The organism is Streptomyces albiaxialis (assembly GCF_039530985.1).
GTDB lineage: Bacteria > Actinomycetota > Actinomycetes > Streptomycetales > Streptomycetaceae > Streptomyces > Streptomyces albiaxialis.
The window spans coordinates 62,652-74,543 of the sequence record NZ_BAAAPE010000006.1 but is presented as its reverse complement, the minus strand read 5'-3'; the positions used below and the strand labels follow the sequence as shown (position 1 = coordinate 74,543).

Here is an 11,892-nt window from a genome sequence, read left to right as displayed (position 1 = left end):
GTCCGGCGGATCATGGTCGCCCTCATCTGAGGGCTGGGCAGGGGCTGCCCCGCGCCCCTAGAGGAACGGGGCGCTCCTCGGAGCGCCCCGTCAGGGGCGCGGGGAACTGCGCGACAAGCCACAACGCAGCCGCAGGCTGCAACGCATGGCACGGGGCAGCCCCTGCACAGCGGCCAGGCCGCGGCAGAGGGCACCATGATCCGCCGGACACGCCCTACCCGCACAGCGCGTCGTCCAGCACGGCGTCGATCGGCCCGCCGACCCCCTCGTCGGCGGGCCAGTCGGCCAGGTTCGCGGAGAGGATCACGCGCCGCTCGCCGTCGGGCGTCGCGAACGCGAGCGTCGCCCAGCCCGGGATGCCGCCCGTGTGCCCGACGGCCGTACGGCCGCAGCTCAGCTTCCGCGTCTTGAGCCCGAGCCCGTACCGCGCGCCGGGCTCCCCGGCCGGGACGGAGCGGTTCATCTCCCGCCACTCGGCGGGCCGCAGCAGCTCGCCCCCGGTGAGGGCCCGCAGGAACCGGTCCAGGTCGCCCGGCGAGGAGACGATCTCCCCGGCGGGGCCCGCCAGGGACGGGTTGAGGGCGGTGATGTCGGCCCCGGCCGCGTAGCCGTGCGCGTGCGGGCCGGGGAGGCGCGGGTCGTCGCCGGGCACCCGTGTGTGCCGCATCCCCAGCGGGCGCAGGATCCGGTCCCGTACCTCGTCGCCGTACGGGCGTCCGGTCGCATGCTCGATGATCAGCCCGGCGATCAGATAGTTGGTGTTCGAGTAGCCGTACTCCGTGCCCGGCGGGAACGCGAGGGGGCGCGCGGCGGCCTTCCGCACGCGCTCGGCCTGGTCGTGGTGGCGGAAGCGCGTACGGACGAACTCCCGGCCCAGCGGCAGGTCCCGCGCCACGTCGTACAGCCCCGTCCGGTGCTGGAGGGCCATCCGCACGGTGATCCGCTCGCCCAGCCGCTCCGGCAGCAGGCCCGGCGGCAGAGAGCGGGAGACGGGCGCGTCGAGGTCCACCCGCCCCTCGCCGACGAGCTGGAGCAGCACCACCGAGGTGAACATCTTGGTGGCGCTGCCGATGCGGAACCGCCCGTCACGCGGCACCGGGGCATCCCCCGACCGTGTCGCGCCGCCCGCCCTGCCCCGCCAGGTGCCGTCCCCCACGGCCACCGTGGCCTGCGCCCCCACCGCGCCGCCGCGGACGAGGCGGTCGAGGTCGCGCTGGACCCCGCCGCTGCCGGAGTCCGCGGCGGTGGCGGGCAGGGCGAGTGCGCCCGTCGCCGCGGTGGCGAGCAGGCAGGTGAGCAGGGAGCGGACGACGCGCATGGTGTCCCTTCGGGCCGAGTGCCGGGCGATTCCGTCCCGCCCATTCCACGGCACGCGTCGCCGCAGGTCACGGGGGCCAACCCCCGCCCTGGGGTACGGAATTACCGAACCGCTCAGCCCTCCGCGAGCGCGAGGTCCACCGCCGCCTCGGCGTGCAGCCGGGTGGTCGGGAAGACCGGCACGGGGCTGTCCCCGGGCCCGATCAGCAGCTCGATCTCGGTGCAGCCGAGGACGACGCCCTCCGCGCCGCGTGCCACGAGGCCGTCGATCACGGCCTTGAAGTCCTCGCGCGACTCGTCCCGTACGACGCCGACGCACAGCTCCTCGTAGATCACCTGGTGGACGCGGGCCCGCCCCTCCGCCTCGGGCACGAGCACGTCGAGCCCGTGCGAGGCGAGCCTGCCCCGGTAGAAGTCCTGCTCCATGGTGAACGCCGTGCCCAGCAGGCCGATGCGGCGCATGCCCCGCGCCCGTACGGCGTCGGCGGTGGTGTCGGCCAGGTGCACCAGCGGGATCCGCACCGCGTCGGCGACCCGGTCCGCGACCTTGTGCATGGTGTTGGTGCAGATCAGCACCATGTCGGCGCCCGCCGCCTGCACCGCGAGCGCGGCGTCGGCGAGCAGCTTCCCGGCCTCGTCCCAGCGGCCCTGCGCCTGGAGCGTCTCGATGTGCGCGAAGTCCACGGAGTACAGCACGCAGGGCGCCGAGTGCAGTCCGCCCCGGCGCTCCCGCGTCAGCTCGTTCAGCAGGCGGTAGTACTCCGCGGTGGACTCCCAGCTCATCCCGCCCAGCAACCCGATCGTCTTCATGCCCCACTCTCGCACGGAGGTCCGTCCACGGTCGTACGGATACCGGCCGCGGCCCGGCCGCGCGGCGGAGCGGGATCGTGCCCGGGCCCGACGCCGTACGGGCGGCCTGCCTGCGACCTTCGCGGTATGAGCGATCACCGACGAGCGGCGTACGGGGTGCTGGGCTGGGCCGTGGCCCACGGGACCTTCGCGACGGCCTGCGCGCTGACGGGCACACGGCTCTTCCCCGGCGGCGCGGAGTGGCCGGACTGGCTCGCCGCCGCGACGGCGGCGGCGGGAGGGGGCGCGGCGCTCGCGACGGTACGGGCCCGTCCCGTACGGGACGCCGACGTACGGGGCGGGCCCGTACGGCCCTTTGTGCGGGGCCTGTTGTGGACGGCGTGCGTCCTGTCGGCGGTCTCCGCGTTCAGCCTGCTCATGGACGTGCTCGGACTGCTGTTCCTCCAGGGTGTGGACAGTCCTGCGCGCGCCGCGCACCACGCGCTCGGCGCCGTGGGCGCGGTGCTGCTGGCGGCGACGGCGCGTTCGGCACGCGGGGGCGGGCCGGGCGGGCCGGGCGGGCCGGGTGGATCGGGTGGGGTTCCGCGTGTGACGTCCCCCGAGGCCCCGCGCCGGGTGCGGTACGCGGCGTACGCGGGGGCGCTCGCGTTCGTCCCGTACGCCGCGATGAAGCTGACCTGGGCGCTGGACGGCACCTTCGCGGGCGTCAGCGGGGCGGAGATGAGGGAGCGTTCGGAACGGAACGGGGCCTCCGGACTGTGGCTCGCCCTGGAGTCCTGGGGCCTGGACGGCACGGTGCTGCTGGCCGCGCTCGGCGTGTTCCTGCTGCTCGGGCTCGTACGCCCCTGGGGCCGGGTCTTTCCCCGCTGGGTCCCGCTCCCGGCGCTGCGCGGCAGGCCGGTGCCGCGCTGGCTGCCGCTGACCCCCGCGCTGCTCGGCGCCGCGACGCTCGCGCCGTACGGCGTCATCGGCACCGGCTACCTCGCGCTGTGCTCGGCGGGCGCCCTGGAGATGCGGCGCGGCGACTTCCCCACGCCCCGGGACGCGCTGCTCGTGAGCTGGATCGGCGTGGGCGCCTTCGCGCTGTACGGCCTCGCGCTCGCGCTCGCGGCGCGCTCGTACTGGCTGCGCACGGGCCGGACCGCCGGTCCGCGCATTCGCATGTAACAGCCACGTATTAGGCGGGGTGCCGGTGGAACGCGGCGTGGGCCTCCCCGTGTCTTACCCGGCAGTAAGGCACGCCCCCCCACAAAGGAGAACCGATGCGCCTCCGGAACCTCTCCCTCGTCGCCATAGCCGTCGCCGCGGGACTCTCCCTCACGGCCTGCCAGGGCGACGACGGCTCCTCCGACTCCTCGGCCCCGTCGTCGTCCTCCTCCGGGAGCGGCGATTCGGGCGGCTCCGGTGGCTCCGGTGGCTCGGGGGAGGGCTCGACCGGCGGTTCAGCGGGCGGATCCGGCTCAGGCTCCGGCTCCGGTTCCGGCTCCGCCGGGTCCGGTTCCGGGTCCGGCCCCGCCGGTTCCGGCACCTGCAAAACCGCGCAGCTCGCGATCAGCAGCAACCACGGCATGGGCGAGGGCGACATCCTCGTCCACCTCAAGAACACCGGGTCCGCCACCTGCACCCTCAAGGGCTTCCCTGGCGTGGACCTCAAGGGCAAGGACGGCACCGTGAGCGCCCAGCGCAGCAAGCTCGGCGCGCCGACGGTCCGCGTGAAGCCCGGCAGCGAGACCCGCTTCACCCTCCACTACCCGCCGAACGATTCCGGCGGTTCGGGCGTGACCTTCGACCGCATGGTCGTCACCCCGCCCAATGAGACCCACTCCAAGACGCTCGGCACGAGCGTCAACATCCCCGCGTCGGACTCCTCAGGACCGGCGGTCAGGGTCGATCCGGTGGGCACGGGCAAGTAGCGCGCGGACGAGGCCCTCGCTCGTCGCGTCCTCTCAGAGCTTGCCTTCGAGCAGTACGGTGCGGTGGCCGCCGAGGCGGCGTGAGAGGTCCGCGACGAACTCGGCGCGCAGCGTGGGCCAGTTCCAGAACGTGAAGCCGAGATGGCCGAACGCGAAGTGGTCGTCGGCCCAGATCCACGTGTGCACGGGAGCCGTCCGGCCGCAGGAGGCGCACGCGACGGGCTCGTCGTCCCCGTCGGCCCAGGAGCCCACCGCGGCCCTGAACCGGTCCCACCTCTCGTCGATGAGCGTCCAGCACTCGTCGACGAGGGGCAGCTCCGTCGCGCAGTGCGGGCAGGTGACGGCCGAGGGCTCGCCCTGCCCGGCGTCGAAGACCGTACGCCCGACGGAGACGTGCAGGCCGTTGCTCCACACGTTGACCAGCTCGGGATCCGGGTCCTCGACGGCTTCCGCGTAACGCGTCCCCGGCGCGTGCCCGGCGTCGGCGCCGAGGACGCAGTCGGTGCGTTCCGCCGAGACGAAGCCGTCCGCGATCAGCCAGTCGAGCATGTTCGCCGCGAGCCCCTGCGCCTCCCCCGGCGAGACCTCGGTGTCGACGATCGTCTGGAACCAGTCGCCCATGATCTCCCCTCCCGTTCCCGTGCCTGCGTACCGTACGCGCTGCCACGGACATGCGCGGCGGCCCAAGGGGCCATAGGGGCCTACGGGCGGCGCCCCAGATAGGCGGCCAGCCGTTCGTAGGCACCGGCGTCCTCGGAGACCGGCACGACCGGGCCGAACCGCCCCCGCTCGTCGCGCTCTTCGGGCGGCGCGAACGCCGCGAAGGCGCGCAGTGCCCGCTCGGCGAGGTCCGGGTCGAGCCCCGCGAGCCGCCCGGTGGCGTGCGCGAGGTCCCAGGAGTGGGCCGTGAACTCGTGGGTGTAGGCGTCGACGACGTCCCGGCCGGGCATCGTGGCCCACGGAAGGGCGACCATGCCGTCGAGCCGCGCGTCGTCGGCCCACACCCGCTCCGCCGCGCCGCGGGCCCGCGCGAACGCGGCCGCCCATCCGCTGTCGGGGACGCCCTCGACGACGTCGGGGAGACCGCGCGTATCGCCCCCGGCGCCGACGCGGGCGAGCTTGTCCAGCACGGCGACCACGTGCCCGAGCAGCGCCCGTACGTCGTACTCCGCGCAGGGCGTGCGCGCGCCCAGCTCCTCGGGGCGCACCGCCGCGACCTGCTCGCCCATCTGATCGAGCGCACGGCCGAAGAGGGGACGCGGGTCCTGTGCCGGCTGAGAATCCATGACCGGCACCCTAGGCGCCGCCACTGACAGCGGAGTTCGGCCCTCACATGACCGATATCGCGTCTCTCATACGTCATATGACGCATTGACCCCACAGTGCGGTCACGGTTGCATGCTCATGGTCCTCCGGCGCGGATCCGGAGGCGCTACCGCGTCCTGCCTGGGGGGAAGATGACGCGAAACACGAACGTGAACGCGAGTACGAGACGTCGTGTGCGGACGAGAACGGCCCTGAGCGCCGCGGCGGCGGCCTGCGCCGTCACGGCGGTGCTGCCCGGGAACGCCTCGGCCGGGCCGAGGCTCGCGGCGGACATCGAGAGGATCAGCGTCGCGTCCGACGGCACCCAGGCCGACGACAAGTCGGCCGACGCCTCGATCTCGGCCGACGGCCGCCGCGTCGTCTTCTCGTCGTCGGCGAAGAACCTCACCGCCGACACCCCGTCGACGGGCGACAAGGTGTACGTCCGCGACCGCCGCTCGTCGCAGACGACGCGCATGGGGTACCTGGCCCCGACCCGGCCCCCGGTGATCAGCGGCAACGGGGAGTACATCTCGTACTCCCACGTGTGGATGGACAACGTCCGGATCCGCCAGTACGAGGTGAGCACGGGGAGATCGATCTCCGGCAACTGCTCGCTCTTCAGTTGCAGCCAGCCGTCCCTCAGCACCGACGGCGGCCTCATCGCCCAGATCAGCGTCTCCTACCGGCAGCAGACGTACGGCCAGCGCGTCGAGGTCGAGGAGCGGCGGACCGGCACCCTCAAGACCGTCGCGACCTTCGCCCACACCAAGCCGGCCGGCCCGTCCCTGAGCAGCGACGGCCGCTACCTCGCCTACCAGGACGCCGAGGCCGGTGACGTCTTCGTGCACGACCGCACCGACGGCACCACGTCGGCCCCGATCGAGGGACCGTCCAAGGAGGCGTCCCTCGTCCAGCTCAGCGGCAACGGCACCAAGGCCGTCTACCTCTCGGGCGGCGACACCTACGTCCACGACCTCGCGACGGGCACCGCCCAGCACCTCCCGGGCGTACGCGGCGTGGCCATCGACCCCACCGGCCGCTACCTCCTCTACGCCCCGGGCGGCACGACCGGCCCGTCCCTCGTCCTCCGCGACCTGCGGACGAACACCGACGAGACCGTCGCGACCCAGCCGGCGACCGCCGGCCCCGGCGCGGTCAGCGCCGACGGCCGCGACGTCGTCTTCCACTCCGCGGCCGACGACCTCGTCCCCGACGACACCAACGGCACCCCGGACGTCTTCGTCCGCCGCCTCTACTGAGGCGGGCGACCAACCCGCGCCTCCCCGCTCGTCGTGGCGAACATGTTCGCTACGATGAGCGTCGTGGGTGTGAGAAGAGAGCCGGTCAGCCGCCGGGAGCGTCCGGCCAAGCCTGCCCTGTCCCGGCGCGGAATCGTGGACACGGCCGTGCAGATCATGCGGGCCGAGGGGCTGGAGAAGGTCACGATGCGCCGCTTGGCGCAGGAGTTGGACACCGGTCCGGCCTCGCTCTATGTGTACGTTGCCAACACGGCCGAGCTGCACGCGGCCGTCCTGGACGCCCTCCTCGGCGAGGTCGATCTGAGCGGCGGGAAGGGCGACAAGGACAGCGAGGGCGACAAGGACAGCGAGGGCGGCAAGGGCGGCAATGACTGGCGCGGCCAGCTCCGCACCGTCATGACCTCCTACACCCTGGTGCTCTTCGAGCATCCGCAGCTCGCCCGATCCGCTCTTGTCGCCCGGCCGAGCGGCGAGAACTACCTGCGGCTGGTGGAGCGCATCCTCGACCTCCTCTCCCGCAGTGGCGCCGGCCGCGAGCAGGTCGCCTGGGGAGTGGACAAGCTCCTCCAGGACGCGACGGCCACCGCCGCCGAGCAGGCGACGCGTGAGCGCGACCCCCACTCCGAGGACGACTGGAGCGCGGCTGTCGGCGTGCTGCACGCTGTGGACGAGACCACGCATCCGGCGATCAGCGCGCACATACCGCATCTGGTCAGCGGCACGGCCGAGGACCGGATGCGCTGGAGCTTCGACGTGCTCGTCAACGGCATCACGGCTACCCCTGTGCCCGGCCAGGCCCGCTGAGCCCGGCGGGCGCGGGCGCCGCCACGCCGGTGAGCGTCGCTCACCGACCCCCCGCCCCCCTCCTGCCCTTCTGTCCTCCTGACCTCCTGACCTCCTGACCTCCTGTGCCGGGTCCCGGTCCCGGCCGGCCGCACGTGCTGTCCGTCCCCGAACACGGTCACCCCGAACACGTTCGCTACGATCTTGATTGTGACGAACATGTTCGTTACGCTGTGAGTGACGGACGGTCCGGTAGTCGGCGGGGGTACGGAGCCGCACCATTCACTGAGCGTGAAGGAGCAGGTCATGAACGAGATTCCCCACGCTGCCGATGACACGACCACCGAAGCGGTGCCCGTATTGATCGTCGGCGGCAGCCTGGTAGGGCTGTCCGCCGCGGTCTTCCTGACCTGGCACGGCGTTCCGGTCGTCCTGGTCGACAAGCACCACGGCAGCTCCCCGCATCCGCGTGCGATCGGCTTCACCACCCGCACGGTGGAACACTTCCGGCAAGTGGGGGTCGACGTGCCGCCGTCGCAGCAGGGCATGAAGCCGCCGCGGCGGGCGCGGGTGGAGAGCCTGACCGGTACATGGCTGGAGGAGTACCCGTGGACACCGGGCGGCAAGGGCGCCTACGGCGCCGAGGACTCCCCGGTGCACGCGATCGCGATCACCCAGGACAGGCTCGAACCCCTGCTGCGTGACCGGTCGGCCGAGCTGGGCGCGGACCTGCGGCTGGGCACCGAACTGATCGGCTTCGTCCAGGACGACGACGGCGTGACCGCGACACTGCGCCGCCGCGACGACGGCCACGAGTACCGCCTGCGCGCCCAGTACGTGGTGGCCGCGGACGGCGCGACCAGCGCCGTGCGCGAGAAGCTGGGCATCGCCCGTCACGGCGCCGGCCCGCTGTCGGTGCAGCGCAGCATCCTCTTCCGTGCGCCCTTGGACGAGTACCTGCGGCACGGCGTGGTCCAGTTCGAGATCGAGCAGCCGGACTTGAAGGCATTCCTGACCACCTACTCCGACGGGCGGTGGGTGCTGATGCTCAGCGACGACATCGAGCGTGACGCCGACGAGCAACGGCGGGTGGTGCGGCAGGCGGTCGGCCGTACCGACATCCCCGTCGAATTGGTGACCACCGGCCGCTGGGACCTGGCCGGGCTGATCGCTGACCGCTTCTCCGACGGCCGGGTGTTCCTCGTCGGCGACGCCGCCCACCAACTGCCGCCCAACCGTGGCGGCTTCGGCGCCAACACCGGAATCGACGACGCGCACAACCTGGCCTGGAAACTCGCCGCCGTGCTGGCCGGGAGGTCCGGGCCCCGGCTTCTGGACACCTACGATGCCGAACGCCGGCCTGTGGCGGACCTCCGCCATGACCAACTGTTCGCACGCGCCGACTACAAGGCCTACCTGACGGCCCCCCGGACAGACGTGCCGGTGCTCGACGACGCGTCCGTCGAACTCGGCCAGCTCTACCGCTCGGCCGCGGTGCTGGGCGCGGGCGCCGACCTGCCGCCCGCGCGGCGACCGGAGGAGTGGGCCGGCCAGCCCGGCACCCGGGCCCCGCACCTGTGGATCACCGTCGACGGTGAGGAGCGCTCGACGCTGGATCTGTTCCGGCGCGACTGGGTGCTGCTGTCCGAGGACGAGCGCTGGGCCGCCGCCGCGACCCGGGCCGCCGAACGGCCGGGCATCCCCGTCACGTTCGTACACATCGGCACCGACGCGAATCCGGTGGAGCCCAACGGCAATGCCAGCGCCAATGCCAACGCCAACGCCTTCCGTACCGCCTACGGCCTCGAATCCACCGGGGCCGCCCTGGTCCGGCCCGACGGATACATCGCCTGGCGCACCCTCACAGCCCCGGCCGATCCCGCCCGAGCGCTCGACGCCGCGTTGAACGCCACCGCTGTGCCCACCCGCACCACCGAGACAACGGCATCGGAGTCCTGATCATGACCGCCACCACGCTTGAGGAGCGCATCCTCCGCCTCGAAGACATCGAGGCGATCCGTGACCTGACCGCCCGCTACGCCGACGCGATCAACAAAGGATGGAACGGCAAGACCGTCGACGCCGACGCGATCCCGGGCATCTTCGCGGCCGACGCCCGCTGGGAAGGCTTCGACGGCGAGGTGACCCACGGCGCGGACGCGATCGCGGCCGTACTGCCCAAGGCCACCTCCGCCGTCCAGCTCTCCATGCACACCTTCCTCAACCCGGTCATCACCGTCGACGGCGACACCGCCAGCGGGAACTGGCTGATGTGGGTCGGCTCCGTCATGGCCGACAACCCCCGCTCGGTCTATATGAGTGCCGACATGACCTACACACGCACCGATGAGGGCTGGCGCATCCAGACCGTGCTCATCGGCTTCGGAACCATGGTCCGCGGCAGTGAGGGTGGCACCGCTTGACGGTCCTGGAAGGGAACTTCGGGTCCGGCAGGACGTCGCCCCGCGGCGCCCCACGGCACCCACTACGCGCGCTTCAGCATCCCCATCGCCCGCGACGGCGGAATCGCCGACCCTCGATTCGGGGGTTAGCCCCAGCCGGAACCGGGAGGTCAGCAGGATCGCGCCAAGTGATCACGTTCGGAGAGGCTCGGGTGTCCCAGCACTTCCCCAGGAGTTGACTCGTGCGTGAGCAAGCAGAGCGAAAGTCCCGCTCTTCCAGAGGACAGCGGAGCGGTCGTCGCGGAGCCGTGAAGGACGCGGTCACGGTGGTCGTCGGCGTCATGACGGCGGGCACCCTGGCGCTGCCTGCGGCATCCGCGGCATCGTCGGCATCGGCCGAGCCCGCTGCGCCCAGGACGGACTCCGTCCAGCGGGGCCTGAACGCGCTGGTGCGCTCCGACGGCCCGCCCGCCGCGCTGGCGAGTGTCAAGGACCGCGACGGTCGCGCCCGTACGTACACCGCCGGGGTCGGCGACCTGGCCACCGGGGCGAAGGTGCCCAGGGACGGTCAGGTGCGGATCGGCAGCAACACCAAGACGTTCACCGCCGTCGTCGTGCTGCAACTGGTCGCTGAGGGCAAGATCAGCCTCGACGCCCCCGTCGAGACCTACCTGCGCGGCCTCGTGCGCGGCGACGGCATCGACGGACGCCGCATCACCGTCCGCCAGCTCCTCCAGCAGACCAGCGGACTCCCCGACTACGTCAAGCACCTCGGCGAGGACATCCGGTACTACGCCCCCCGCGACCTCCTCGACCTCGCCCTCCAGCACAAGGCCGACTCCGCTCCCGGCACGAAGTGGGCGTACAGCAACACGAACTACGTGCTGGCCGGCCTCATCGTCCAGAAGGTCACCGGCCGGCCCGTCGGCCAGGAGATCACCCGACGCGTGATCGACCGCATCGGACTGCGCCACACCTCTTTCCCCGCCCCGCACGACATGACCATCCGGGAACCCCACCCCAAGGGCTACCAGCAGGGGGAAGCGGGCACGCCACCGCTCGACGCCACGGAATGGGACCCCTCCTGGGCGTGGGCGGCAGGGCAGATGATCTCCACCAACTCCGACCTCAACCGGTTCTTCGCCGCGCTGCTGTCCGGTCGCCTCCTCCCGAAGGCCCAGCTCGCCCAGATGCGCACCACTGTCCCCGCCGGTCCCCCCTTCGCCTCCGGAGCCCGCTACGGCCTGGGGCTCGTGAGTACGCCCTTGTCGTGCGGTGGTGTCTACTGGGGCCACGGCGGAAGCATGACGGGATACGAGACCCGAGGCGGAGCCACCGAGGACGGCCGCGCCGCCAACATCGCGGTGACCACTCAGCCGGGCCAGGCCACCATGAAGCGCGTCGAAAACGTCGTGGACACGGCCCTGTGCCGTTGAACGGCCCCTGGGGCGGCCACGGGGGTTGAACGGATTCGGCGGGCCCACGGGTATCTGGGCTCAGGCCGGGTCTTCCAGGGCTTTGATGAGGAGATGAGACAGACGGCGGAACTCCTCGGCGTTGGCCCTGTCGAACTTCTCCAGTGCCGGAGCCAGACGGGCCTCGATCTGGAGGAAGGTCTCATCCGTCAACTTGTGTCCCTTGGCGGTGAGATGGTTGTCCACCACTCGGCCGCGGGCCGGGGAGCGCTCCACCAGCCCCTCCTCCTCCAGGGTCCGGACGAGACGGTTGACGGCCTGCGGCGTGTGGACCGCGGCGCGCGCGAGCTCTGAGGCCGAGGCGCCGGGTGTCCGCTTCAGCTCCCGCAGCACCGTCCACTGCCCGAGAGTGAGCCCCAGAGGGTGGATGACCTGCTCGATCCGGTCGGCGAAGTGCTGCCGGACGATCCTGGACAGTGCACCGATTTCGATCCCCTGAGGCAGCGGGTCGCCCGAGTTCTTCATGTTTGACAGTGTACTCGTCGCGTTCTATATTGAATCAAGATTCAATGTGGAACTATGATTCAATGTTGATCGGCTGTCGGCTGTCGGCTGTCGGCTGTCGGCTTGAGCGATCGAGGTGTCCGCTCCAAGCCGGAGTGCAGGTCCCGGGCCGGCCGATCTG

General features: G+C 72.1%; 12 protein-coding genes. 7 read left to right on the top strand and 5 right to left on the bottom strand.

Going from position 1 to position 11,892, the window contains the following annotated elements:
- Positions 1-214: 214 nt before the first annotated feature.
- Together ABD343_RS10645 and ABD343_RS10640 are read right to left on the bottom strand one after the other, a co-directional pair.
- The gene (locus ABD343_RS10645; RefSeq protein ID WP_344526565.1) at positions 215-1,318 is read right to left on the bottom strand and encodes a serine hydrolase domain-containing protein; all 1,104 of its coding nucleotides are present in this window, start codon (positions 1,316-1,318) and stop codon (positions 215-217) included.
- Between the two features lie 113 nt (positions 1,319-1,431).
- Positions 1,432-2,127, bottom strand: a complete 696-nt coding sequence (locus tag ABD343_RS10640; RefSeq protein ID WP_344526563.1) for an aspartate/glutamate racemase family protein — start codon at positions 2,125-2,127, stop codon at positions 1,432-1,434.
- A 126-nt stretch (positions 2,128-2,253) separates the two neighbouring features.
- On the opposite strand from ABD343_RS10640, the gene ABD343_RS10635 reads away from it, so the two are divergent.
- The gene (locus ABD343_RS10635) at positions 2,254-3,294 is read left to right on the top strand and encodes a hypothetical protein (protein ID WP_344526561.1); all 1,041 of its coding nucleotides are present in this window, start codon (positions 2,254-2,256) and stop codon (positions 3,292-3,294) included.
- 95 nt (positions 3,295-3,389) lie between these two features.
- A complete protein-coding gene (locus tag ABD343_RS10630) occupies positions 3,390-4,040 on the top strand; it encodes a DUF4232 domain-containing protein (RefSeq protein ID WP_344526559.1) in 651 nt (216 codons plus the stop codon).
- Positions 4,041-4,073: 33 nt separating this feature from the next.
- Here ABD343_RS10630 and ABD343_RS10625 read toward each other — a convergent pair whose 3' ends face one another.
- Complete coding sequence (locus ABD343_RS10625) at positions 4,074-4,661, bottom strand: hypothetical protein (RefSeq protein WP_344526557.1); 588 nt, start codon at positions 4,659-4,661, stop codon at positions 4,074-4,076.
- An 80-nt stretch (positions 4,662-4,741) separates the two neighbouring features.
- A complete protein-coding gene (locus tag ABD343_RS10620) occupies positions 4,742-5,326 on the bottom strand; it encodes a TIGR03086 family metal-binding protein (RefSeq protein ID WP_344526555.1) in 585 nt (194 codons plus the stop codon).
- A 213-nt stretch (positions 5,327-5,539) separates the two neighbouring features.
- On the opposite strand from ABD343_RS10620, the gene ABD343_RS10615 reads away from it, so the two are divergent.
- The 5 genes from ABD343_RS10615 to ABD343_RS10595 all read left to right on the top strand — a co-directional run bounded on the left by ABD343_RS10615 (position 5,540) and on the right by ABD343_RS10595 (position 11,228).
- Complete coding sequence (locus ABD343_RS10615) at positions 5,540-6,607, top strand: TolB-like translocation protein (RefSeq protein ID WP_344526553.1); 1,068 nt, start codon at positions 5,540-5,542, stop codon at positions 6,605-6,607.
- A 42-nt stretch (positions 6,608-6,649) separates the two neighbouring features.
- Positions 6,650-7,411, top strand: a complete 762-nt coding sequence (locus tag ABD343_RS10610) for a TetR/AcrR family transcriptional regulator (protein ID WP_344526551.1) — start codon at positions 6,650-6,652, stop codon at positions 7,409-7,411.
- 270 nt (positions 7,412-7,681) lie between these two features.
- A complete protein-coding gene (locus ABD343_RS10605) occupies positions 7,682-9,349 on the top strand; it encodes an FAD-dependent monooxygenase (protein WP_344526549.1) in 1,668 nt (555 codons plus the stop codon).
- Between the two features lie 2 nt (positions 9,350-9,351).
- Positions 9,352-9,813 carry a nuclear transport factor 2 family protein gene (locus ABD343_RS10600; RefSeq protein ID WP_344526547.1) on the top strand — a complete coding sequence of 154 codons (462 nt, stop codon included), beginning with the start codon at positions 9,352-9,354 and terminating at the stop codon, positions 9,811-9,813.
- Positions 9,814-10,034: 221 nt separating this feature from the next.
- Positions 10,035-11,228 carry a serine hydrolase domain-containing protein gene (locus ABD343_RS10595; RefSeq protein WP_425578151.1) on the top strand — a complete coding sequence of 398 codons (1,194 nt, stop codon included), beginning with the start codon at positions 10,035-10,037 and terminating at the stop codon, positions 11,226-11,228.
- Between the two features lie 60 nt (positions 11,229-11,288).
- Here ABD343_RS10595 and ABD343_RS10590 read toward each other — a convergent pair whose 3' ends face one another.
- Positions 11,289-11,732: a MarR family winged helix-turn-helix transcriptional regulator gene (locus ABD343_RS10590; protein ID WP_344526545.1), complete on the bottom strand. Its 444-nt coding sequence runs from the start codon at positions 11,730-11,732 to the stop codon at positions 11,289-11,291.
- Positions 11,733-11,892 lie beyond the last annotated feature (160 nt).